22 protein-coding genes and 2 pseudogenes are annotated in these 21643 nt (G+C 72.5%); 7 read left to right on the top strand and 17 right to left on the bottom strand.

Translation table 11 applies throughout. From position 1 onward, the window contains the following. Positions 1-267: 267 nt before the first annotated feature. The 3 genes from ACZ5ON_RS14890 to ACZ5ON_RS14880 all read right to left on the bottom strand — a co-directional run bounded on the left by ACZ5ON_RS14890 (position 268) and on the right by ACZ5ON_RS14880 (position 3700). Positions 268-1671 (bottom strand): alpha/beta hydrolase, encoded by a 1404-nt coding sequence (locus ACZ5ON_RS14890; RefSeq protein WP_465591201.1) that lies wholly within the window; start codon positions 1669-1671, stop codon positions 268-270. Beyond that, positions 1661-2344, bottom strand: a complete 684-nt coding sequence (locus ACZ5ON_RS14885) for a PadR family transcriptional regulator (protein ID WP_465591198.1) — start codon at positions 2342-2344, stop codon at positions 1661-1663. Before ACZ5ON_RS14885 ends, ACZ5ON_RS14890 begins: the two co-directional genes overlap by 11 nt. Positions 2345-2821: 477 nt before the next feature. Then, positions 2822-3700, bottom strand: coding sequence for a LysR family transcriptional regulator (locus ACZ5ON_RS14880; protein WP_465591195.1), 879 nt, complete (start codon positions 3698-3700; stop codon positions 2822-2824). Positions 3701-3830: 130 nt separating this feature from the next. Here ACZ5ON_RS14880 and ACZ5ON_RS14875 point away from each other — a divergent pair, with 130 nt between their 5' ends. Continuing rightward, complete coding sequence (locus ACZ5ON_RS14875) at positions 3831-4229, top strand: carboxymuconolactone decarboxylase family protein (RefSeq protein WP_465591192.1); 399 nt, start codon at positions 3831-3833, stop codon at positions 4227-4229. Positions 4230-4333: 104 nt separating this feature from the next. On the opposite strand, the gene ACZ5ON_RS14870 is transcribed toward ACZ5ON_RS14875, so the two are convergent. The 4 genes from ACZ5ON_RS14870 to ACZ5ON_RS14855 form a co-directional block, all read right to left on the bottom strand. Then, positions 4334-6049, bottom strand: coding sequence for an AMP-binding protein (locus ACZ5ON_RS14870; protein ID WP_465591189.1), 1716 nt, complete (start codon positions 6047-6049; stop codon positions 4334-4336). Positions 6050-6194: 145 nt separating this feature from the next. Next, a complete protein-coding gene (locus ACZ5ON_RS14865; RefSeq protein WP_465591186.1) occupies positions 6195-7418 on the bottom strand; it encodes an acyl-CoA dehydrogenase family protein in 1224 nt (407 codons plus the stop codon). Positions 7419-7472: 54 nt separating this feature from the next. After that, entirely contained in the window at positions 7473-8294 is an 822-nt protein-coding gene (locus ACZ5ON_RS14860; RefSeq protein ID WP_465591183.1) for a 2,3,4,5-tetrahydropyridine-2,6-dicarboxylate N-succinyltransferase, read from the bottom strand. 425 nt (positions 8295-8719) lie between these two features. Further along, positions 8720-9565, bottom strand: coding sequence for a GH25 family lysozyme (locus tag ACZ5ON_RS14855; RefSeq protein WP_465591180.1), 846 nt, complete (start codon positions 9563-9565; stop codon positions 8720-8722). 741 nt (positions 9566-10306) lie between these two features. Between ACZ5ON_RS14855 and ACZ5ON_RS14850 the strand changes: the two genes are divergently transcribed. After that, on the top strand, positions 10307-10594 hold the full coding sequence (locus ACZ5ON_RS14850) for a hypothetical protein (RefSeq protein ID WP_465591177.1): 288 nt from the start codon (positions 10307-10309) through the stop codon (positions 10592-10594). Positions 10595-10639: 45 nt separating this feature from the next. On the opposite strand, the gene ACZ5ON_RS14845 is transcribed toward ACZ5ON_RS14850, so the two are convergent. Next, a complete protein-coding gene (locus tag ACZ5ON_RS14845; RefSeq protein WP_465591174.1) occupies positions 10640-10837 on the bottom strand; it encodes a hypothetical protein in 198 nt (65 codons plus the stop codon). 627 nt (positions 10838-11464) lie between these two features. Here ACZ5ON_RS14845 and ACZ5ON_RS14840 point away from each other — a divergent pair. Genes ACZ5ON_RS14840 through ACZ5ON_RS14830 form a run of 3 tightly spaced genes read left to right on the top strand, consistent with a single transcriptional unit; the run spans position 11465 to position 12931 of the window. Continuing rightward, complete coding sequence (locus ACZ5ON_RS14840) at positions 11465-12208, top strand: dienelactone hydrolase family protein (RefSeq protein WP_465591170.1); 744 nt, start codon at positions 11465-11467, stop codon at positions 12206-12208. 4 nt (positions 12209-12212) lie between these two features. Then, positions 12213-12377, top strand: coding sequence for a DUF6295 family protein (locus ACZ5ON_RS14835; RefSeq protein WP_465591167.1), 165 nt, complete (start codon positions 12213-12215; stop codon positions 12375-12377). Further along, a complete protein-coding gene (locus ACZ5ON_RS14830) occupies positions 12347-12931 on the top strand; it encodes a hypothetical protein (RefSeq protein WP_465591164.1) in 585 nt (194 codons plus the stop codon). Before ACZ5ON_RS14835 ends, ACZ5ON_RS14830 begins: the two co-directional genes overlap by 31 nt. Positions 12932-12936: 5 nt before the next feature. On the opposite strand, the gene ACZ5ON_RS14825 is transcribed toward ACZ5ON_RS14830, so the two are convergent. From ACZ5ON_RS14825 to ACZ5ON_RS14800, 6 genes and pseudogenes are all read right to left on the bottom strand, one after another. Continuing rightward, positions 12937-13782, bottom strand: a complete 846-nt coding sequence (locus ACZ5ON_RS14825; RefSeq protein ID WP_465591160.1) for an SDR family oxidoreductase — start codon at positions 13780-13782, stop codon at positions 12937-12939. A gap of 223 nt (positions 13783-14005) precedes the next feature. Further along, a complete protein-coding gene (locus ACZ5ON_RS14820; RefSeq protein ID WP_465591304.1) occupies positions 14006-14239 on the bottom strand; it encodes a hypothetical protein in 234 nt (77 codons plus the stop codon). Beyond that, positions 14219-14696 (bottom strand): annotated as a pseudogene (locus tag ACZ5ON_RS14815) (LLM class flavin-dependent oxidoreductase); the annotation flags it as partial. The gene ACZ5ON_RS14820 and the pseudogene ACZ5ON_RS14815, both read right to left, overlap by 21 nt. Next, on the bottom strand, positions 14594-16123 hold the full coding sequence (locus tag ACZ5ON_RS14810; RefSeq protein WP_465591156.1) for a multicopper oxidase family protein: 1530 nt from the start codon (positions 16121-16123) through the stop codon (positions 14594-14596). The pseudogene ACZ5ON_RS14815 and the gene ACZ5ON_RS14810, both read right to left, overlap by 103 nt. Positions 16124-16791: 668 nt before the next feature. Further along, on the bottom strand, positions 16792-17205 hold the full coding sequence (locus tag ACZ5ON_RS14805) for a MarR family winged helix-turn-helix transcriptional regulator (RefSeq protein WP_465591153.1): 414 nt from the start codon (positions 17203-17205) through the stop codon (positions 16792-16794). Then, a complete protein-coding gene (locus ACZ5ON_RS14800) occupies positions 17205-17330 on the bottom strand; it encodes a hypothetical protein (RefSeq protein WP_465591150.1) in 126 nt (41 codons plus the stop codon). Before ACZ5ON_RS14800 ends, ACZ5ON_RS14805 begins: the two co-directional genes overlap by 1 nt. 172 nt (positions 17331-17502) lie before the next feature. On the opposite strand from ACZ5ON_RS14800, the gene ACZ5ON_RS14795 reads away from it, so the two are divergent. Further along, positions 17503-18336 (top strand): MBL fold metallo-hydrolase, encoded by an 834-nt coding sequence (locus ACZ5ON_RS14795; protein WP_465591147.1) that lies wholly within the window; start codon positions 17503-17505, stop codon positions 18334-18336. A gap of 163 nt (positions 18337-18499) precedes the next feature. On the opposite strand, the gene ACZ5ON_RS14790 is transcribed toward ACZ5ON_RS14795, so the two are convergent. From ACZ5ON_RS14790 to ACZ5ON_RS14780, 3 genes and pseudogenes are all read right to left on the bottom strand, one after another. Beyond that, positions 18500-19225, bottom strand: a complete 726-nt coding sequence (locus tag ACZ5ON_RS14790; RefSeq protein WP_465591144.1) for a DUF998 domain-containing protein — start codon at positions 19223-19225, stop codon at positions 18500-18502. 256 nt (positions 19226-19481) lie between these two features. Beyond that, positions 19482-19819: pseudogene (locus tag ACZ5ON_RS14785) on the bottom strand (TetR-like C-terminal domain-containing protein); the annotation flags it as partial. Positions 19820-20021: 202 nt separating this feature from the next. Further along, positions 20022-20204, bottom strand: coding sequence for a hypothetical protein (locus tag ACZ5ON_RS14780; RefSeq protein ID WP_344639551.1), 183 nt, complete (start codon positions 20202-20204; stop codon positions 20022-20024). A gap of 394 nt (positions 20205-20598) precedes the next feature. Between ACZ5ON_RS14780 and ACZ5ON_RS14775 the strand changes: the two genes are divergently transcribed. After that, a complete protein-coding gene (locus ACZ5ON_RS14775; RefSeq protein WP_465591140.1) occupies positions 20599-21546 on the top strand; it encodes an ROK family glucokinase in 948 nt (315 codons plus the stop codon). Positions 21547-21643 lie beyond the last annotated feature (97 nt).

Genomic DNA, 21643 nt, shown 5'->3' with positions numbered 1-21643 from the left:
GTCCCGGCCCTCCTCGATGACGGCGGCCGGCAGATGCTCGACCGCCCCGATCGCGGCGGTACCGGCTATCGGCGGTACCGGCTATCGGCGGTACCGGCCGGTCGGGGCGGCGCTCGGCCACCAGCGCCTCCGTCAGCCGGGCCCACGCCGTGAGGAACTCGCGACAGTTGAATACGCGAGTCCACCAGTACCGTGTCCTACGGTGCGACCCGGGGTTGCCTTCGGTGCCGGCCCGGTGGCCCGGTGGCGTCCGGGGGGAGGCCGGGCTCAGGAGCCGGCCGTGGCCGTGATCCAGGGGCCGATGCGGTCGATGGCCTGGTCGAGGATGCCCAGATGACTGGCGCCCGGTACGGTCTCCAGAGTGGTCGCCGCGCCGGGCGGGCGGTTCTGCCGGGCATAGGTGAGCACCTTGTCGGGGCTGAACACCTCGTCCCCGGAGCCGATCCAGACGGCCAGCGGTGCCCGGATGCCCCGCAGATCGGCGGCGCTGTCGCCCGGGTTCTGGGCGAGGGCCATGTTGACGGTGTAGCGGGCGACCAGGTGGGCGGAGCGCACCTGGTCCTGCGAGTACGCGAAGCCGAGCGCCGGAGTGCGGCCGTCCAGCACATGGTTGCTGGCGGCGTTGACGATGAACGCACGGGTGCACACCGTCGCGAAGTTCGAGGCGCGGCCGACCAGTTCGGTGCCGGAGTGCAGGCCGAAGTCCGGGGCGAGGAAGGCGTAGCCGGCGATCGGTGTGTGCACGTGCGCCAGGCTGTTGAGGACCAGTCCGGCGCCGGCGGAGTGACCGCCGAGGAACTCCGGTACGCCGGGCTGCCGTTGGTGGACGAAGTCGGCCACCCTGCCGACGTCGTTCCACACCTGCTCCGGGGTCGGGGTGTCACCCCGGGGGCCTGCGGAGGCGCCGTGCCCGCGGATGTCGACCAGATAGGTGGCGATGCGGTACTTCGCGGCCAGATCGCCCAGTGGCAGGTAGCCGGCCGCGCTGTTGGCGCCGGAGCCGTGGTAGAAGACCAGTGCGGCCACCGGGTGCGCCGGAAGGTAGGAGTAGTAGGCCAGCCGCACCCCGTCGCTCGCGCTGACGTAGCCCGACGGCGTGGTGGGCACGGCCCTGGCGGTGCCGGTGTCGAGGGCGCCGGTGGCCGGCTGCGGAAGTGTGCACGGCCAGACCGCCGCGACCGTGCCCGCCGCCGCGAACGCGACCAGGACGGACGCGGTGAGGCCGACCGCGCCGAAGAGGGCGAACGCGCGCCGCGCGCGGGCCTCGACCGGGGCCTTCGGCTGCAGCCAGCCGAGCGCCCCCGGCCGGCGCAGTCGCCAGAGGACCAGCGCGGGCAGCACCAGGCCGAGTGCGGCCGGAGCGCTTTGGAACTTCACCGCCTGGTAGATCCGGAGGATCGCCAACAGGCCGAGCAGGACGAGGAGTTCCCGACGCCCCCGCCCGGGGGTACGCAGCCGGAACACCGTCCACCAGCAGGCGGCGCCGACGGCGATCAGCAGCCGGCCGAGCCAGTGGGTGGACGTGACGTAGGCCGGGTTCAGTTCGAGCAGCCCGTTGACGGCCGTCGCAGCGCCGGTGAGCAGCAGCAGGACCCGGACCACGGTGATGTCGCGCGGTGGCCGGCCGCCGTCCCGGTCCGGGGTCGGCGTGCCGGGGAAGTCAGCTGTCATGGCGGGGCTCCGGGGAGTGACCGGTGGGCGGCATCCGGTGCTCGGCGACGAGCTGTTCCGCCGTGTCGCACCAGGCCAGTTCGGCCTCGCACAGCGCGAGGGTCTGGGCGAGCACCAGCCGGGCCGCGAGCAGACCGTCTGGCCGACGGTCGGAGTCCTCCGGCCAGTGTGCGCCCGGGACGATCTGCTCGGCCAGCTCCTTGCGGAGCAGCGCGTCCGAACGGCGGCGGGCGATGAGCTCCAGCATCGTCTCCGGTCCCGCCTCGTCGCTGAACAGCAGCTTGACCAGTCCCTCGTCGCGAAGTTGTCGGGGCTCCGGCGGCCGGCGCAGCCAGCCGAGCAGCGCCTCCTCGCCCCGGGCGGTGAGCTGCCAGGGCGCGGCGGATCGGGCTGACCGTCCGACGGCGGGGCGGGTGGCTCCGGTCGGGGCCGCGACCGGCGCGGGCGTCGTGGCTGACTCGTGCTCCGAGGCCGGCCCGGGCTCGGCGGCAGGCTCGATCAGACCGTCCTCGGCGAGGAGCTTCAACTGCGGGTACAGCTGACCGTAGCTCACGCCCCAGAAGTGGCCCACGGACCGCTGGGCGGCCTGGCGCAGCTGGTAGCCGTTGCGGGGGTGCAGGGAGAGGAAGCCGAGGATGGTCCAGGCGGTGGGGGTGAGGTCGGCGGACGTCACGGCCGGGACCTCCGACCCTGGGCGGCCGCTTTGATATATCTGCCAGATACATTCATATGGCGAGTGTACTGCAGCACGGGAGAGTCGCACGGCTGAGACGTCGTCATGCGGGCTGGGGGACGCGGGCGGTTGGATCTGCGGTCCAGGCTGGCCGGTGAGCGCGGGCGAGCCCGCGCAGAGGGGCGTCGCCGTCGGTGGTCGCGAACGGGATGCGCGGTAACCCGGCGCGGTGGCAGATGAGTTGTTCGCACCGCCAGGGTGGTGGCACGCCGCCGGTGAAATGCGTGACCGAGGCGTTGCGGACGGCAGTGCGTCGGCACCTGCGCACAGCGCAGCCGTCCGCCGACCGCCCCGGCCGCATCGGATCTCGCGCGCTGCCGGTACCCCGCGATCCCGCCCCCGCTCACGGCCGGTCGTTCGTCGAAGGGGCGACGGGTTGTCAAGGAGGCCGCGGAGGGCGGTTGGGTCGGGGGCGGCTCAGTCGCTGTTGGCGAGGATCGTGCGGAAGCGTTCGAGGAGCTGGCTGTCGTCCTCCGCGCGCCAGACCAGGTGGAGGGTGGTGGAGGTGTCGGCCAGCGGCCGGGCCGCGACTTTGACCCGGCGCAGCGCGCGGTGCGAGTCGGTGAGCACGGCGGCGCCGAACCCGGCTGCGACCAGGGCGAGCAGGGTCTGGACGCTCCTGCCCTCCGCCCCGATCCTGGGGGTGACCCCGGCCTGCCGGCACAGGGTGATGATCTCGTCGTAGGAGTGGGGCGAGACCTCGCGCGGCCAGAGCACGAGCGGGGTCCGGCCCAGTGAGTCGAGGGGAGCCGGTCCGGCCGCGTGGGCCAGCGGATGGGCGGCGGGCATGAAGAGGGTCAGCGGCTCCCGCCACCAGGCCACCGTCGCCAGCCGGCTGTCGCGCCGTGGCAGGCGCTGGACGGCGATGTCGTAGCGGCCGTCGAGTACGCCGTCGGACATCTCGGCGTCGTTGAAGCTCTCCTCCAGGCGGAGATCGACGCGCGGCAGTTCCCGGCGGAGGCGCCCCAGCGCCTCGCCCAGCGGTCCGTTGATGCCGGAGCCGGCGAAGGTGACGGTCAGCCGGCCCGTCAGGCCCTGCGCCGCCAGCTGGACGTCGTCGAGCGCGGCCTGCGCCTCGGCCAGCACCGTGCGGGCGCGCTGGACCAGGACCCGGCCCGCCGACGTGGGAGTCAGACCGCGCCCCTCTCGGGTGAACAGTACTACCCCCAACCTCCGTTCGAGGTCGCGCAGTTGGCGGGTCAGGGTCGGCTGGGTGAGATGCAGGCGGCGGGCTGCCGCGCTGATGCTCCCCTCCTCGGTGATCGCGACGAGGTAGCCGAGTACGCGCAGATCCATCCATACCTCCAGAGCATGGAGAGCATAGATCACGATGCCTCGTGGGCAGATCGGCCAGCCGCCGGGCCACGATGATCACCACACGGGCGAGCGGAGAAGCCGCTCGTCCCACGGACCCGGGAGGGACACCATGGCTCGCGAAGAGCGCTACGCACACGGCCTGAAGGTGCTGGAGCAGGTCGACGGTGAGGCCGGCCGACGGGTCGTCGACACGCTCGCCGATACCTCGCCCGAGCTGGGGCACCAGATCGTCGCGTGGGCGTTCGGCGACATGTACGACCGGCCTGAGCTCCAGCCCCGGGAGCGCCAGTTGGTCACCCTCGGGGTACTGGCGGCGCTCGGCGGCTGCGAGATCGAGCTGGATGTGCACATCAACGCCGCGCTGAACGTCGGCCTGGCTCCGACGGAGATCACCGAGGCGCTGCTGCACTCGGCCGTGTACTGCGGCATGCCGAGGGCGATCAACGCCACGCTCGTGGCCAAGAAGGTCTTCGGCGAACGCGGGCTGCTGCCGCTGACCAACGTGTGATGACACACCGCGCCCACGGGCGCAGGCCGACGCCCACGGACACGGTGTGGCGGATCCCGGGAAGGCGGGAGCGATGCGGGACGAACCGGCCGCGAGTGCGGGCGCTACGCCCCGGTGGCCTCCCGGAGCCGCGCCGCCGGCGTGACTCCTCGCTCGCCTCCGGGCACTCCTGATCCGGTGTCGACACTCTCCCCCAGCCTTGGTGGCTGGGAGGTGCCGCCACCTTCGGCACTCTCCCCCAGCCTCCGGCCGGGGGTGCCCCCTGCGCTCGCTTGTCGCTCGTCGCTTTCGACACCGGCGTGCCCTTCGCGCAGCAGCTTCTTGTCCGGCTTGCCGGCGTCGGTCAGCGGCAGCGCCTCGGCGAAGGTGACTCGGTACGGCTCGTGCGTCGCACCACGCCGCTCGCGGACCATCGCGCAGAGCTCGTCCGGGTCGATCCGGTTGCCCGGTACCGGCACGACGACGGCGTGCACCCGCTCCACCCGGTCCGCGTCCGGGACTCCGAACACGGCGCTCTGCCGCACCAGGGGGTGGGAGTTGAGCAGGTCCTCCAGCTCGGAGGTGTACACGTGGCCGCCACCCGTGTTGATCAGGTCCTTCAGCCGGTCGACGATGGTCAGGTAGCCCTCGTCGTCCAGGAACCCGATGTCGCCGGTGTGCAGCCAGCCGCCCCTGAGGACCGAGGCGGTCAGCTCGGGCTGCTTCCAGTAGCCCTGCATCAGGGTGTCGGAGTGCACGCAGATCTCGCCGTGCTCACCGGGGGGAAGGTCCCGGCCGGACTCGTCGCGGATCGCCACCCGGTAGCCGGGTGCCGGCCTGCCGACGGACCGCAGGCGCTCCGGACGGCTCGGATCGTGGTCCTCGGCGGCGAGGACGCTGATGATGCCCGCCTCGTGCTGTCCGTAGAGCTGGACCAGCACCGGTCCGAACCGCCGCAGTGCGTCGGTGATCCGGGCCGGCGACGCCTGGCAGCCGCCGTAGCTGAGCCGGCGCAGGCTGGAGGTGTCGGCGCGCTCCGACTGCGGATGGTCGGTCAGCTGGTAGATCAGCGGGGGCATCAGGAACAGGTCGGTGATGCGCTCGCGTTCGATCGCCTCGAGCACGGTGGCCGGGTCGAACTCGTCCAGTAGTACCGCACTGCCGCCGGCCCGCAGGACCTTGTCGGTCATCTGCCCGGCGGCGTGCGCGATGGTGGTGCACACCAGCAGCCGGGGCGGCTCCTCGGGGCTGCCGGGCAACTCCGGCCCGAACGGGCGGACCTGGCCGTAGCTGACGCAGATCCCCTTGGAGTGGCCGGTGGTACCGCCGGAGTGCCGGATGGTGCGGATGTCCTGCGGCCGGGCCCGGCAGGGGAAGCTGCCTGCCGGCTGGTCGACCGCCAGCGCCAGCAGGTCCTCGCCCACGCTCGCTGGGCCCAGCACCAGGACGCTCTCGACCGGGACCAGGCCGGTGAGCACCGCGGCCCGGTCGGCGTGCCGGGGATCGACGATCAGCGCATGGGTCTCGACGTCGCGGACCATGACGGCCTGGGTGTCGGCCGACAGCCGGTTGTAGAGCTGGTTCACCCGGCAGCCGACGAGGTTGGCCGCGTAGCGCGCGGCGATGGCCTCGGGCAGGTTCCCGGTCAGCAGGGTGACGGTGTGGCCGCGGTCGATGCCCCGGGCGCGCATGGCCCGGGCCAGGCGGTAGGTGAGGTCGCGCAGTTCGCCGGCGGTGACGGTGCGCCCTTGGTGGGAAAGGGCCTCCCGATCGGGACAGGAGTCCAGGTCGGCGAGGATCTGCTCCACTTCGGTGAGCAAGGGGCGGGTGGCGGCGGGCATGGGTGATTCCTTCTCGGCGCGGTGCGGCGGTCGCCGTCACCTGGCGGTTCCGGTACGGGAGTTGGTGGTCGGCCCGGGCCGTCGGGGCTCGGTGCCCTTCGCGGGCGTTCGACGACCCGGGGTCGATCGCGGGCTCGGCCGGCCGTCAGTGACGGGCGAGGAGCCGGACGTCCTCGGCCTGCGGGCTCTCGGTCTGCGGATCGCCGGTCAGCAGGGAGTGGGCCAGCACGCTGTAGAGCGTGTCGTTGGGACCGTCGGCGATGCGCAGCCCGCGGATGTCCCGCAGTCGCTTCTCCATCGGCGTGTGCCGGGTGTACCCCTCACTGCCGTGCAGCTGGAGGGCGAGGTCCACGGCACGGTAGGCGACGTCGGTGGCCAGTGCCTTGGCAGCCGAGCAGGCGGCGGCGTCGATGTCGCCGTGGTCGATGCGCTCCAGCAGCGAGAAGCACCAGGAGGTGGCGGCCTCGACCTCGGCGGCGGCCGTGCCCATCCGCGCGGCGACGGAGGGGATGGCGGCCAGCGGCATCCGGCCCACGCTGCGCCGCCGGGTGCGGGCCGCCGACTCCTCGATCGCCGCCGACGCGGCGCCGAGGCAGACCAGCGACATCATCAGCCGCCAGGCGGAGAAGTGGGTGTCGAAGATCCGGCGTCCGTCGCCGGGGGCCCCGAGCAGGAGGTCCTTGTCCAGCCGGGCGTCGACGAAGTGCAGGTGCCCGAAGCTCCATCCCCGCATGCCCAGCGGGTCGGTGGTCTCGGTCAGGACGCCCTTGATGTCGGCCGGTACCCACACCGCGGACAGCGGCACCTCACGGAGGTCGACCGTGTCGGCCTCCTCCCGGCCGACGAGCTTGCAGAAGACGACGAAGCCGTAGGCCTCCTCGACCCTGCTGATCAGACCCTTGGTACCCGACAGCACGAAGTGGTCGCCGTGGTCGACGAGGAGGGTGGTGAAGCCGCGCAGGTCCGATCCCGACTGCGGCTCGCTGGACGCGACGCCCGCCAGCCTCCCCCGGGTGACCACCTGTTCACGGGTGTGCCGGACGAGCTCGGGCGACCCGTAGTCCAGGGCCATGGCGGCATGACCGGTGCTGAAGACCTCGCGGGCGTCGCAGTCCCGCCGGCCGGCGAGGAACATGGCCACCCCCTGGGCCACCCGTCCGGCCGCACCCGGCCCGTCCGGCGGGGCGAGGTCGATGCCGGTCAGTCCGGCGTCGCAGGCCAGCTTCCGCAGGGCGAGCCAGTCGGGCCGCGGGTCGTCTTCGCAGAGCGGCTGGGGCAGATGGATGTCCAGGAAGGCCGTGAGCCGGGATGCCAAGTCCCTGAGCTCGGGGTGGCGGTTGAGTACTGGAACGATTCCGTTGGCGGACAAGGGAGATGACTCCTCGAAGGATCGGCTGGCGGCGGAAGGCGGACGGTGCGGCGGTCAGAGCACCGGCGGCTGGGTGCGCACCACGTCGTTGAGCTTGGCCTTGTCGTGGCGCTCGCCCTTCTTCAGGTGCTTGATCACCAGAAGGCAGGGCAGGCCGAACGTGCCGCCGGTGAACTCGCGCGGACGGCTGGCGGGAACCGCGACCGTCCACGGCGGGACGACGCCCCGGCTGAGCTCCTCCCCGGTGGCGGCGTCGATGACGGGGATCGTGTCGGTCAGCAGCGCCCCGGCACCCAGCAGTGCGCCCTCGCCGACCCGGGCGCCGCTGTAGATCATCGACCGGGCGCCGATGAAGGCGTCGTCCTCGATCACGACCGGCTTGGCCATGGGCGGTTCGATCATGCCGCCCAGCCCGACCCCGCCGGACAGGTGGACGTTCCTGCCGATCTGGGCGCAGGAGCCGATGCCGACCCACGAGTCCACCAGCGTGCCCTCGCCGACGTAGGAGCCGATGCCGATGTGACTCGGCATCACGACGACTCCGGGCTCCTGGTAGCTGCCGCGCCGGATCACGGCACCCGGCGATACCTGGACACCGGAGTCGCCGATTCCGGACTTCAGCGGGATCTTGTCGGCGCACTCGAACGGGCCGAACTGCGTCTCCACGGGCTTGGCCTGCTTGTACAGTAGGAGGATCGCGGACTTCAGCCACTCGTGCACCACGACCTCGCCGTCCACGAGCTCGGCAACCCGCGCCCGGCCGCTGTCCAGCAGATCGATCGCCGCGTCGACGGCGGCGACCACCTCCGCGGAGTGCAGCGGGATCTCGTCCCGCCGCTCCCAGAGTTCCTCGATCTCGGTTCGCAGCACAGCCATGTCGGCACCACGGTTTCGCATCGCGTTTCAATGCTTCCTGTAGGAACGGAAGGCCCTCCGGTCATCCCCGGGGCCGTCTGCCGGGCGCTTGGCCCGAACTGCGCTCCGCGTGATCCCCGGTTACGGCGATCGGCTGCCCCTCGCTCGAACGGGGTGTCAGCACGGCGATGTGCGCAGCGAGTTACCTTTCGGTAACGGCCCGACTGGCTCAGTCTCACATGTTGGGATTCGTAGATCAAATCGCCAATTGGTGATGGATATGAAGGTTGCAAAGCGGTTTTTGGTTGACTTGAAAGGTCGGCTTATTGGCGGCCGAGAGCGCGGCGGAGGCATGGAGAGGCCCGTTTCCGCGGTGTCGCGGAAACGGGCCCGGGGTGGGTGCGGGGGCGCGTTCACGGCCGGCGCACCGGCTCGGGTGATGTCGGTCAGGTGACGTTGTCGGTGCGGAAGGCGCAGGCCCAGGTTGCCGGCCCGACGATGCCGTCCACTCGGAGCCCCTTCTCGCTCTGGAACTGACGGCAGACCGCCGCCGAAGCCGGTCCGTACCAGCCGTCCACGGCGATGCGCCAGCCGCGATCGGCCATCCGCTGCTGCCAGATCCGCACGCTGGCGTCGTGCTGCATCGGGGACCGCAGGCGCAGGTACCCGCCGGGCCACGGCGGGCCGGGGGCCGGTGTCGGAGTGGGTTGGAAGGACGCGGCCCAGGCGCGCAGTGCGTCCGCGCTGTCCAGGTGGCAGTAGTCGTGGTCCACGCCACCGGAGTCCGAGTACTGGTGGAAGAGCCAGTCGGCCTGGATGCCGGGCTGTCCGGCCGGCTGGCCGGAGGTGGCTATCCAGAGGAAGTCGGCGAAGTAGTTGGTGGTGTCGACGTGCCGCCAGTAGTCCTTGTTGCAGTACAGGCCGACCGGATTGTGCGGCAGCCGCTGCTTGACGTACCGGAGCCACGCCTCCTTGTACGCGAGCTGGTTCGACTTCGGCACCGAGGAGTTGGCGCTGTCGTACCCCTCCCAGTCCAACACGACCAGCTCACCGGCCTGCGGCTGGGCCATGGAGAGGAAGCGGGTCGCCTCCGCCGGCACCGGATTGGCCATGTGGGGGTAGTGGTAGTAGCCGAGCACGAGGCCGGCGGCACGGGCGTGGTCCCGCTGCGCCGTCCACACGGGGCTGGTGTACGTCAGACCCTCGGTCACCTTGATGAAGGCGAAAGCGAGGCCGCTGGTGTCCGGGGTGGCGGGCTGGTAGCTCGACCAGTCCTGGCCGTAGATGCCCATGTTCACTGCTCCTGGGGCTCGGGGATCGGGGGACGGCGATCGTCGGTTCCCGCTGCTCGCCGCTGAGTTGACCGTCTTTCGGTAATCCGGCAGGGTCCGGCGGGCCTGGCGTCACGACCCGGCGGGGAGGTGCGGCACGGGATCGAGGGAGATGCACTGTGCTCGATCGGTGCAGAAGTCCTGCCGTGGCCACCGGCAGGAATCCGTACCGGAAGAACAGGTGGGTCGACGGAACGGTCGAAGTCCTCGCCGCCGGAGCGGCGGGACTGTTGTCCAACACGGTGGCCCGGCCGGTGAGGTCCGGTCTGCTATGCGGTGCGCCGCGTTGAAGTCGGGAGCAGGGAGTGGTGAACGCCGCTGCCCCGATGGTGATTCGCTCGGTAACTCGTGTGGAAACAGAACAGATTGTCGGTGGATTCGACCCGGGTGCCTACCTCGTCCGGATTGCTGATACCCGGATAGCTGACTTCCAATAGCGCCGGGACGACTCCCTTTTCGCGGTGTGAACTCGATGTTCGTGCAGCGGAGTTCAGGGGCGGGTGGGAGCGGGCGTGTGCCCGCCCCCCGCTCTTCGGGTAGCCGACCAGGCCCGCGCGGCCGTGCCCGTGTGCCCGGGGCCGTGCTGGTACTCCCAGGCAGGCCTGTCCCGAGCCCCCGTCAAAGGTTCGACAGGTCGCGGCCGTGAGGGCGGACAAGCCTCGTGGATCGGTGCCCGTGGAGCCGACCTGGACAATGGATCACATGAGCGAGACACATGACCTGCGAGCACGCCTGGAAGCACTGGAGGCTGAGGTCGAGCGGCTCCGGAAGGAGGCCGCGGCCACCCGCACGCTCGGTGCGGCGGCCGGACACGGCGTCGGCGAGGCCCGCACCGTGCGGCGTGAGCAACGGCAGCCCCTGACCAAGCTCGCCGAAGCCGTCGGCGTCCTGATAACCGGACCGGCCGGTCCTGCCCCGGTCCCCGGCCGCCTCCCGGACGGTTGCACCGCGCCCCATGAGGAGCCGGGGCGCCCGCCCGGACGGGACTGATCGCTCCGAGGGCGGGTGAGGCGTCGGCGAGCCCGGCTGGGACGGTCAGCCAGCCTCGCCGTCCTCCGGGGACGGATGCGCGCTGTCGGACTCGCGGGCTCGTTCCGCACGGTGTGCGGCGGCGATCCGCTCGGCCCGGGCGGCGGTACGGGCGAGCCCGCCGATCAGAAGGAGCAGGAACACCGCCGCGGCTACGGCAGTGATGATCCCTGCGGTGGTGACGGTGTCGGCGAGTTGGCGCATAACAGATCTCCCGAACGGGGTGGTTGTCGCGCCAGCTCAACGGCGTGGCGGGCCCGAGGTCATGGCCGAGGCGGGCCGAGCCGCCGATTCACTCGTCCGGGTCATCCGGGACGGCCGTCGGCCGAGGCCGAAAGCCGGGCGAGGCCGACCGGGCGGCCGACCGGGCGAGGCCGGCGCAGGCGGGTCGGTCACCCCGCGTCCGGGCACGGGGGAGGCCCGGTGACAGCCGGGCCTCGGGGGTGCTCCGCCGCAGCGGAGCAATGTGTTCGGATCCGTCGATCCGCCGCTGTCAGCGGCCCGGGTCTCCGTCGACACGGAGCCCGTTCGTTTCTACGGCGCCTTTACGCAGGAACTGCCTCGGCCGGGCTTCGCCCGCGTGTCTGTGATGACAGTGCTGATCAGCTCCACATCCCAGTCTGCGCCCGGCCGGGCCGCTCCGCCACCCCTCGGCGGCCCGCCGGCCCGGAACCGGATGGGCAGCGCCCGGCGACCCGGACACCCGGTCCGATGCCAACGCTCCCCGCGGCTCCGCGACATCCCTCCCGTCCCGTCCCGTCCCGCCCCGTTGCCCGTACGGCAGCGCGCCGGTCCGGACGGAGGCAGGACCTGCGCGGTATAGCTGGCGGCATGAACGATTCCCTGAGCGCCGAGACCGTCAGGATCACCGGTCACGGCGGTGACGTGATCGAGGCATATCTGGCCCGCCCGGAGGGTGATCAGCGACGCGGTGGCGTCGTGGTCATCCACCACATGCCCGGCTACGACCGGGCGACCAAGGAGATCGTCCGCCGCTTGGCGGAGCTGGGCCATGACGCGGTCTGCCCGAACCTGTACTTCCGCGAGGCCCCCGGAGCCGCACCCGACGACGCGGCCGCCGTCGCCCGGGCCGCGGGTGGAGTCCCGGACGAGCGACTGCTCGGGGACGTGGCCGGTGCCGCCGCGTTCCTGCGCGCCCTGCCGAGCTCCAACGGCCGCGTCGGGGTGATCGGTTACTGCTCGGGCGGGCGGCAGGCGGTGCTGGCGGCCTGCAGTCTGGACCTGAACGCCGCGGTGGACTGCTACGGAGCGTTCGTCACCGGCACCCCACCCGAGGGCTTCCCGCTGCAGGTGAGCAACCTGGTCGACCAACTGCCGCAGCTGCGCACACCGTTGCTCGGCCTGTTCGGCGCCGAGGACACGTTCCCCGGTCCGGAACAGGTCGCGGAGCTGGAGCGGATTCTGACCGCCCACGGCAAGGACTTCGAGTTCCACAGCTACCAGGGTGCGGGCCACGCCTTCTTCGCGGTGGACCGCCCCTCCTACAACGTGGCCGCGGCCAACGACGGTTGGGAACGGATCAGCGCCTTCTTCCGCCGGCACCTGGGAGGCTGAGCCCATGTGCACATACACCACCGTCAGGGACGAGGTGGACGGCAGCGCCAAGGGGCCCGGCGCCGCCTGGTTCCACGTCTCCGACGTGACGGTGGCTTCGGCGACGGCGGGGACCTGGGGCGGGAATCGGCACAGTACGTGTACCTCGCCGCGCTGGTACGGAAGCTGAAGAGCGCGGGTACGCTCGCCGATCCCGCCGCCGTGTACCGGCTGGCGGACCAGGCCACCAAGTCGCTGACCGTGGACGACGGCCTGGCCGGCATCGCCGACCTGATCTCGCTGGCCTACCAGCTGGACCGGGTGCCCACCGACCGACTGGCCTTCCTCACCATGCCCAGCGTCCCGTACCCGGACGACCCCGACCGGCTCAGCCCGGCCACCGCCGCCTCCGCCGTGTTCCGGGCCATCGCCGCCGACCAGCCGCTCCCCGCCGCCGCCACTGCGCCACCGGACACCGGGCAGGCCACCGGGCCGTCGGCCGGGCCGGACCCACGGACCCCGACCGAAGCCGGGAGCCGGCTGTCCGACGGCCCGACCGGCGGGGCCGCAGGCACCGCCGCGCCGGGCGCGCCGATGCCGACGGCACCGCCGACGGGCACTGACCAGGTCAGCGCGGCGGCGGCATTGGGCTGCGTCGCGGTCAGCACCGACGACACCACCCCGTTCGGGCCGCCAGCACTCGCCTACGCCCGCAACCCGCAGATCCCGGACTCAGCGTCCTGACCCGGTCAGCGGAAGTCGTCCGCGTGGTCGGCGGCCCACTCCTCGAAGGTCCGGGCCGGGCGTCCGGTGATGCGCTGCACCTCGTCGGTGCGCTGGGGGTCGGTGCCGACCGAGGCACCGAAGTAACCGAGGAGCTGGAGAGCGACCTCCTTGGGGAAGCTGTCGGAGGCCATCGCGTCGGCGGCCGCCTCCACCGTGATGGTCTCGAAGCGGACCTCCCGGCCGATGGCGCGGCCGATCGCGGCGGCCTGCTCGGCCACGGTCACCGCCTCCGGCCCGGTGACGTAGGGAGCGGTACCGAGCAGTGCACCGCTTCGGTCGAGCAGGGCGCGGGCGGAGACGGCGGCGAGGTCCGCCTCGTGGACGGGGGCGGCGACCGCCTCCGGGAACGGCCCCCGCACCACGCTCTCGGCCTTGATGCCCGGGGCCCACTGCAGCGCGTTGGTGGCGTACATGCCGCCGCGGACGAAGGTCCACTCCAGCCCGGATGCCTGGATCGCGCGCTCCACCGAGGCGTGCATCCGGGAGATGAAGCCCTCGTCGTCGGCGGTGGTGTCGGTCACCGACAGCGAGGAGTTGAGGACGATCCGGCGCACCCCCGCCTTGACGGCGGCATCGACGACTTGGAGCGCCGCCTGGCTGCCGCCGGCCGCGAGGTTGAGCCAGAGCGCCTCGGCGCCTGCCAGCGCCGTCTCCAGGGACGCGGGGTCGGTCAGGTCGGCCCGGACGGTCTCGGCGGCGGCGGGCAGCCCGGCGCGCTCGGGATCGCGGGTCAGGGCGCGGACGGGCACGCCCTCGGCGAGAAGCAGGTCGACGAGGTGGCGTCCGATGTTGCCGGTCGCTGCGCTCACAACGATCACAGTGGTGTCCTTCCGATCGGGTCGAGAGCCGGGTCTTCGACGGCCGCCGTGGCTACGGTCGGCCGGGTCCGGCGCTGTCACGCGGTGGTTGACCGTGTGGTGGACAACGGACTCGCCGACCGGTTGTTTCCGGCCATCGACGGAGAGGGGCGGTTTTCGGCCACGGCGAGGGGTGCCACGGCGCTCTCTCCGGCGGATGCAGACGCGGGCGGGTTCAGACGGAGTGGTGTCGGGGCGCGCCGAAGCCGGTCCCGTGGTCCCAGACGTGGGTGCAGGCCGGGCGCTGCAGGTGGAGGAGGCTGCCGGTGTTGGCGAGGAGACGGCGCCAGTGCTCGCCGCAGGTGCGCTGCTCCCGGCACGGAGCGCAGTCGCGGGCGTCGTCACGGCTCGGGCAGGCCACCCGGGCGCGGCGTCCGATGTCGGCCCGCGGATCAATGTTGGGGAGCATCACACCGCCGGTGCCGACCCGGATCCGGCTCGTCCGCGCCGCCACCGCGGGCCAGTACCGTGGGTGCGGAGCCGGCCACCCCGGGCACGCCGTGGTGCTCCGAAACCCAGAACCGGTGGTAGCCCAGCCGCTCCACCAGCTGCGCGAAGGCCACCGTGTCCCGCAGTGCCTGCGAGGCGTCCTGCCCCCGTCCGGTACGGGAGCGGTCCAGCACCGAGAGTCGGATCGCAGGCGTCGCAGTAGTCACACCGACGCCAACCCCCCCGCCGGCACCGGCCGCATTCCCGGCCGCCTCGCCGGCGGCCTCGGCCTCCGGCGGACGTGGCGTCACCCGGTGCGCGGGCCGGGCGGCCCTCACTTCCCGGACTGCTGCGGCGACTCCGACTCCTCCGGTTCCGCTGGCAGGACGTCGATCCGGCCCATCTGGCCGTGCGAGGAGTGCACCAGGTGGTGGCAGTGGTAGACGTACTCACCGGGGTAGTCGCCCCAGGTCATGGCGATCCGGACGGTCTCGCCGGGGTAGATGGCGACGGTGTCCTTCAACCCCGCCTCGGCGGGGCCGGGCGGGCGGCCGTCGCGGTCCAGCAAGCGGAATTGCACCAGGTGGATGTGGAAGGAGTGCGGGGCGTGGAAGACCCCGGCCGGCTTGCGGTTGGGCCAGTTGTGGATCGTCCAGATCTCGCTGGTGCCGAGCGTGGCCTCGACGTCCACCCGGTCCGGGTCGTACTTGCGTCCGTTGATCCTGGTGTCGGGGAAGGTCTGCATGAAGAACTCCCGCTCCACCGTGCCCTTCGGCACCGGCGGCAGGGTGGCCAGCACATCGGGAACCCGGCTCGGGTCGTCGGCCTTGCGGGTGATGTCGAAGCGCAGCACCTCCGGCCGTTCCGACTCCAGCGCGGCCGTGTTCTCCAGCACCACCGATGAGCCGATCGCGTAGCGGGAGAAGTCGACGACGATCTCGGCCCGTTCCGCACCCGCCAGCGTCAGCTCGTTCCGCGGGAAGGGAGCGGCGAGCAGGCCGCCGTCGGAGGCGATCTGGACGAAGTGGGCGCCATCGGCGAAACGCAGTGAGATGTGGCGGTTGGGCGCCACGTTGTAGACGCGCAGACGGTACTTCCGGGCCGCCACCGCGAAGTGCGGCCGCTCCTTGCCGTTGACCAGCATGTGCGGGCACTCGTACGGCGAGACGTACCGCAGGGTGCCGTCGGCCTCGATCCGCGCGTCCCGGAACAGCAGCGGGATGTCGAACTCGCCGTTGGGCAGCGGCAGCTTGCTCTCGTGCGGATCACTGAGCAGATAGGCGCCGGCCAGGCCGCGGTAGACATTCTCGCCCTCCAGGCCGTGCGCGTGGTCGTGGTACCAGAGGGAGGCGGCCACCTGGTTGTTCGGGTAGTGGTACTCGCGGGATTCCCCGGGATCGATCAGGGCCATCGGCAGGCCGTCGTACTTTGAAGGAACGTTTCCGCCGTGTAGATGGACCGAGGTGGACACGTCCAGGGCGTTGGTCTGCTGGATCACCACCTCCCGTCCCCGCATTGCCCGGATGGTCGGGCCGGGGAAGCAGCCGCCGTAGGTGTAGACCGTGGTCCGCAGCCCCTTGACGATCTCCACCTGGGTCTCGGCCATCCGGATCTGGTACAGCTCCGAGGACGCCGTCACCGACGTCGGACGAAGGACCGGAGGGATGGGCATGGCATGGGCGAACGGAGCGGAACGGGCGAGCTCCTCGTCCTCCGGCCACAGCTCCGTCGGGGCCGCCGGCGCCTCGGGCGGGGCCTCGTGCGCGGGCTTCGCCTTCGGAGGGTCGATCATGCGGCCCCAGGGGAACAGGGTCGCCGCGCCGCTGATGGTGGCGGCCGTCAGGATGTGGCGTCGATTCAGCATGCCCCGTGTCCCTCTCCGTCCGAGTCCCGGCGGTTGGTGAACCGCCGAGTGGGTGGCCGGTCGCGGAAGCCGAGTCAGAAAACACCCGATCGCTGACCGTGGTTCTCTTGACTCGCTCCGTCACCACCTGTCGGCCCAGTATCAGCGTGCGCCGCAGCGCGTGCACCACGGCGGCGGCGGGGGAGTGCCCGGCACCCGGAGAGACGACGCGGAAGCCGGGTGAACCCAGCCGCGTCTGGCACCGGGCACGGCTGAAATCCGGTCACGAGGCGTCAGAACGTGATCCGGCCGGTGACGCTGAGCCGGCCGGGTGACGCGGCGTCCGGCCGGCGTGCCGGGCCGTGCCCGGACGGGTTCCGGGACGGAGCGTCAGGTGTTGGCAGCCGTGACTGTCCAGCTACGGACGGCGGTGGTGATGGTCCGTCCGGCGTCCGGCCGTCGCCCGACCGCCACGTTCCAGCCGATGGTCCGCGGCTGTGCCGTGCCCCCGGCGGCCGGTGCGCCCTGTCTCGTAGGGCCCTCTGCGGGCAGCTCGCGAGCCGGTCTTCCTGCAGGGATGACGGCTGCCCGGCAAGCTCGTCCGGCCCGGAGGACGCCGCCGTGCCGCCTCCGGGTTTCGAATGTGAAAGATGTCGACGCAAGCAGTGGTCGACGTTGCATCAGGAGCCTCAGCGGTCGTCGTCCGACCCGTCGGTTTCGGGCTCGTCGAGGAGGCGTTCGAGCACCGGGACTGTCGCCTCCAGGTCCCGGCAATGCTGCGGGGTGAGGCGTCCGCTGCATTGGGCCAGTAGTTCGGTCCGCTCGTGGCGGATCCGGGTGAGGGCGTCCAGGCCCGCCGGGGTGAGCTCCAGCAGCCGGCACCGCCCGTCCTGCCGGTCCGGGGTCTTGGCGATCGGACCGGCGGCCGTGAGCGGGCCGATGGTCCGGATCAGGGACGGTACGGCGACCCGTTCGCGCGCGACGAGGTCGCTCAGCCGCAGCGGGCCGAACTGCTCGATCCGGACCTGGGCCGAGAGCTGGGCGAAGGTCAGGTCCCTGGCGCTGGCGGCCCGTGCCATCTGCCGGTTGAGCCGGGCGATCATCAGAGAGAAGAACGGGCGATCGTCAGGGAGAAGAAGACGCCGATGGAGAGCACCACGCCGGCGCTCTGGAAGGTGGCGCGCATGCCGGAGGCGGCGCCCCGGGCGTCGGCGGGCACGCTGGACATGATCAGCGCGGTGTTGGGTGCCGCGAACAGGCGGGACGCAGCGGCGGGCGGGGCGCGGACGTCCGGCTGTCCGCCGCGCCACCGTCCGATGCCCTGGACGGCCGCAGTGTTCGCCCGGCACTGTGGCCTGAGCCGCCGACGGCCGGTGGCGCGAACATCCGTTGGAGGTCGTATGACCGTTCATCATCTGGACTGCGCCGGTATGTGCCCGTTCGGGGGCCGATTGCTGCTGGGCAGCGGCGGTCCGCTGACCGGGCGGATGGTGACCCACTGCCTGCTGGTGGAGAGCGCCGACGGTCTGGTCCTGGTCGACACCGGCTTCGGGACCGAGGACGTGGCGGAGCCGGCGCGGCTGGGGAGGAGGTTCCAGCTGGTGAGCCGGCCTCGGCTCACGCTCGCCCGTACGGCCGTGCACCAGCTCCGCGTGCTCGGCTACCGCCCGGAGGACGTGCGGCACATCGTGCTCACCCACCTGGACCTCGACCACGCGGGCGGCCTGGCGGACTTCCCGCACGCCGAGGTGCACGTACTGGCCGACGAGCTGCAGGCCGCCCGGACCCTCGCCACCCGCGGTGAACGGGACCGTTACCGTCCGGCCCAGTGGGCGCACGGCCCGAAGTGGGTCGAGCACCGGGCCGACGGCGAGTCGTGGTGCGGCTTCGAGGCGGTCGGGCCGCTGACCGGCTCGGTGCCGGAGATCCTGCTGGTACCGCTGCCGGGGCACACCAGGGGCCACTGCGGCGTCGCGGTGAAGCGCGGCGACGGCTGGCTGCTGCACTGCGGCGACAGCTACTTCTGGCACGAGGAACTCGATCCGGCGGACCCGCGCTGCCCGCCCGGGCTGGCGGCCTTCGAACGCCAGGTCGCCTTCGACGACCGGGCGCGCCGCAACAACCAGGAGCGCCTGCGCGAGCTGCGCCGCACGCACGGCGGTGAGATCGAGCTGTTCTGCTCCCACGACGCCGTGGAGTTCGTCCGCGCTCGCGGTACAGGTCCGGTCCGGTAGCCGAACCGACGGTCAGGTCGCGCCCTCGGCTCGCGAGGCATCCCGCCGCCGGCGCCGCCGTCCCGCTCCACTCTGTGACCGTGGACGGCGGCACCGGTGGCGACGGACAGGTGACAGTGCCGGGTGCCCCACAGAAGTGGCGCGGCGGTCGCTGCGCACGGGGCTAGGGACGGGCGGCGGTCCGCTCGACGCCGGTCCCGGCGGCCGGCCGCGACCGCCACCCGGCGCGGGTCCGGCCGGCCTCGGCGGCCAGCAGGGCGAACCACACCCCGGCGGTGACCAGGTGGATGCGCTGTGCCAGGCCGTGGCCGCCCGGGTGGCCGAGGAACGGGCCGGTCGTGGCGATGGCGGCCGCCATCGAGACGGGCAGCAGCCAAGGTGCCCAGCGGCGCACCAGGGTGAGGGACGGCACCGAGTACCGGGCGGCGGCGATGAACAGCGCCATCGAGGCGAACAGGACGAAGTGGACCAGGCCGCTGGTGGTGGTGTGCCAGGGATTGCCCTCCGGGCAGCCGTGCTCGATCGAGGGCGCGCAGCGCATCGGCAGCAGCACGTCGGCCACCGAGAACACCCCGAGCGCGGCCAGGCAGGCGCACCCGGCCGCGGCCAGCCGCCCGGGGAACAGCCCCCGGGCGAGCACCGCGCCGCCGGTGATCAGTCCTGCGCAGACCACCTCGACCAGGCTGAACAGGATCCGGTAGGGCTGGTCCGCCGCGAACAGCTCGCTGACGTAGGAGTCGCGCTGATCCAGCCCGGTCGGCAGGAAGAACTGCAGGACCCAGTCGTTGTAGACCAGCGACGCCACTGCCAGCGTCCCGGCGGCCGCGATGCGGCGCACTCCCGCCGACAGCGGCCGAGCCGGGGTCCGTGCTGCGACCGAAGCGGGCACCGCTGTCTCCCTTGACGTATCACCTGGACGGACTTCGCCGACCACCGGAGCCGGGCGGCTCACACCGGCCGGCCGCCGCTCCGCCACCGTACGGGACGGTGCGGTTGCGGTGATCCGTGCCCGCCACCGTGCAAGGGCGTGTCCCGCAGCGCCATGCTTCACCCGAACCGGTGACCCGGCCCGGACCTGGGGTGCGCCTGTCGGATCGGGTGAGCGAAGGCGGTTCCCGGCTGTGGGCGGCGCGCTCGCGGTGAAGTCAATGCCCGTCCAGGTGGTGCCCTGCGGCCGCCTGGTCCACGGCGGCTGAGGACGGGGCCGGGGAGCGGGGGAGGCGGTAGGCGCCGGCGCGGACGGCGGCCGCAGCCGCCGCGGCCGCCTGGTCCGCGGCGGCGGGATCGATCGGCTCACCGCCGGCGAGGAGACGGTGGTAGAGGGGGCGGAGACGGCGCGGATGACCTCGTGGGGATCGGTGCCCTCGGGGAGTTCACCCCGTTCGATCGCCTGGGCCACGCAGGGCGCCCATTCGGCGATCCGGGTGCGGTAGAAGCGGTGCAGGGCCCGCGCGGTGTCCGGGTCGCGGGTGGCGGCCGCGATGCCGTGGGCTGGAGCCTGACGGACGACCAGGTCGCCCGGCTGAACCCGCCGATGGCCGGCTGAACCCGCCGGACCGGTGCGCGGGCCCCAGCGAGCCGCCGTGCGGGCGCCGGCGTCCAGCGGACCGGTCAACGTCCGAGCGGTCGGCCCGCGAGGAGGGTGCTCCCCAGGCCCTGCCGGGGGAGCACCCCTGCGTGCGGCGTCACTGGAGATCCTCGAGGTCGTCCTGGTCGTACGAGGTGTCCTCGTCGGTCGGGGCGCTGCGCCGGGATTCCTGGCGGTGCTGCCGGAGCTGGCGTTCCTGCTCCTGCACGGACTGGGTCTCCTCCGTGAGGTCGTCCATGTAGTGCGTCTCGCCGTACGGGTCGCGTTCTCTGTCGGCCATGCCTTCCCTCCTCGGTCGAGCTGGGGTCGAGCTGGGGGCGAGGGGGCGGACGTCGGGCGGACGTCCCCAGAACAGCGTGGCACTCACCCGGATGGCCCGCACATCGGTGGGCGGACCCCTCACGGTTCGGTCGGCACGGACGGTATTCTGCGCCATCGGCCTGACGGACCGTCTCCCGGATGTCCCCCCGAGGACGGGAGCAGCAGCGTCCCCCGCGACGGTACGAACTCCGCGCCCCGGGGTCCGGCTCCCGGGCAACCACCCGCCGGTCGGCCGCCGATGGCCGGAAGGACACTGACCGACGCCGGGTCCCGGGCAGCAGAATGCCCGAGTGGGCCCGACCGCGTCCGAGCGGTGCGGGCGCAGCCCGACGGCAAGCGGGAGGTCTGGGGCGATGGCACTCACCATCGGTGTGGACATAGGCGCCAGCAAGATCGCGGCTGGGGTGGTCGACGAGGCGGGGCGGATCCTCCGCCGGGTGAGGGTGGCCACCCCTCGGGAGCCAGACCGGGTTGAGTCCGCCGTCTGCGACGTCGTCGAGGCGGTGCGCGGTGACCATCCGGTGGCGGGCGTGGGACTGGGAGCCGCGGGATTCGTCGACGAGAAGCGTGCCACGGTGCTGTTCGCCAAGCACATCGGCTGGGAGTCCGAACCGCTCGGGGCCGTGGTCGAGAAGGTGCTCGACCTGCCGGTCACGGTGGAGAACGACGCCAACGCCGCTGCCTGGGGCGAGGCGCGGTTCGGGGCCGGACGGGGCCGTGACCCGGTGGCGTGTGTCACCGTCGGCACCGGGATCGGCGGCGGTCTGGTGGTCAACGGCGTTCTGTACCGGGGCCGTTACGGTGTCGCGGCGGAGTTCGGCCATCTGCCGGTGGTCCCCGACGGGCTGGTCTGCGGCTGCGGCAGCCGGGGATGCTGGGAGATGTACGGTTCGGGGACCGCGCTGGTACGGGAGGCGAGGGCCCTGGTGGCCGCCGGCACCCCGGAGGCCGCGCCGCTGCTGCGGCGGGCGGGCGGCACCGTCGACGGACTGACCGGCCCGCTGCTCACCCGGGCGGCCAGGGAGGGGGACCAAGCGGCACTCGGCCTCCTCGCCGGGCTCGGCCACTGGCTGGGGGTGGGTCTCGCCGCGCTGGCTGCCGTCCTCGATCCCGCCTGCATCGTCATCGGCGGCGGTGTGGGTGCGGCGGGTGAGCTGCTGCTCGGCCCGGTCCGGGAGTCGTTCCGCGAGCACCTCACCGGGCGCGGCCACCGGCCCGAGGCGGTCGTCCGGCCGGCGGCGCTGGGCAACGACGCCGGTCTGGTCGGGGTGGCCGACCTGGCCAGGCGACCCCTGGGGTGAGGTCCGCGCGGTCGTGCTGCGCTCGGGCGACTCCGGGGAGAGGTCCGCGCGGTCGCGCTGCGCTCGGGCGACTCCGGGGTGAGGTCCGGGCGGCCAG

The organism is Kitasatospora sp. NPDC032150 (assembly GCF_055579945.1).
This window is presented reverse-complemented; position numbering and strand designations above follow the sequence as displayed.

What these genes read in the sequence shown, in the direction of transcription:
- ACZ5ON_RS14835 (WP_465591167.1), top strand. Translation starts at nt 12,213, where the DNA reads ATGTGCACATACACCACCGTCAGGGACGAGGTGGACGGCAGCGCCAAG.
- ACZ5ON_RS14775 (WP_465591140.1), top strand. Translation starts at nt 20,599, where the DNA reads ATGGCACTCACCATCGGTGTGGACATAGGCGCCAGCAAGATCGCGGCT.
- ACZ5ON_RS14870 (WP_465591189.1), bottom strand. Translation starts at nt 6,049, where the DNA reads ATGCCCGCCGCCACCCGCCCCTTGCTCACCGAAGTGGAGCAGATCCTC.
- ACZ5ON_RS14860 (WP_465591183.1), bottom strand. Translation starts at nt 8,294, where the DNA reads ATGGCTGTGCTGCGAACCGAGATCGAGGAACTCTGGGAGCGGCGGGAC.
- ACZ5ON_RS14800 (WP_465591150.1), bottom strand. Translation starts at nt 17,330, where the DNA reads ATGTCCAGCGTGCCCGCCGACGCCCGGGGCGCCGCCTCCGGCATGCGC.
- ACZ5ON_RS14880 (WP_465591195.1), bottom strand. Translation starts at nt 3,700, where the DNA reads ATGGATCTGCGCGTACTCGGCTACCTCGTCGCGATCACCGAGGAGGGG.
- ACZ5ON_RS14810 (WP_465591156.1), bottom strand. Translation starts at nt 16,123, where the DNA reads ATGCTGAATCGACGCCACATCCTGACGGCCGCCACCATCAGCGGCGCG.
- ACZ5ON_RS14780 (WP_344639551.1), bottom strand. Translation starts at nt 20,204, where the DNA reads ATGGCCGACAGAGAACGCGACCCGTACGGCGAGACGCACTACATGGAC.
- ACZ5ON_RS14795 (WP_465591147.1), top strand. Translation starts at nt 17,503, where the DNA reads ATGACCGTTCATCATCTGGACTGCGCCGGTATGTGCCCGTTCGGGGGC.
- ACZ5ON_RS14890 (WP_465591201.1), bottom strand. Translation starts at nt 1,671, where the DNA reads ATGACAGCTGACTTCCCCGGCACGCCGACCCCGGACCGGGACGGCGGC.
- ACZ5ON_RS14820 (WP_465591304.1), bottom strand. Translation starts at nt 14,239, where the DNA reads ATGCTCCCCAACATTGATCCGCGGGCCGACATCGGACGCCGCGCCCGG.
- ACZ5ON_RS14875 (WP_465591192.1), top strand. Translation starts at nt 3,831, where the DNA reads ATGGCTCGCGAAGAGCGCTACGCACACGGCCTGAAGGTGCTGGAGCAG.
- ACZ5ON_RS14855 (WP_465591180.1), bottom strand. Translation starts at nt 9,565, where the DNA reads ATGGGCATCTACGGCCAGGACTGGTCGAGCTACCAGCCCGCCACCCCG.
- ACZ5ON_RS14840 (WP_465591170.1), top strand. Translation starts at nt 11,465, where the DNA reads ATGAACGATTCCCTGAGCGCCGAGACCGTCAGGATCACCGGTCACGGC.
- ACZ5ON_RS14850 (WP_465591177.1), top strand. Translation starts at nt 10,307, where the DNA reads ATGAGCGAGACACATGACCTGCGAGCACGCCTGGAAGCACTGGAGGCT.
- ACZ5ON_RS14805 (WP_465591153.1), bottom strand. Translation starts at nt 17,205, where the DNA reads ATGATCGCCCGGCTCAACCGGCAGATGGCACGGGCCGCCAGCGCCAGG.
- ACZ5ON_RS14845 (WP_465591174.1), bottom strand. Translation starts at nt 10,837, where the DNA reads ATGCGCCAACTCGCCGACACCGTCACCACCGCAGGGATCATCACTGCC.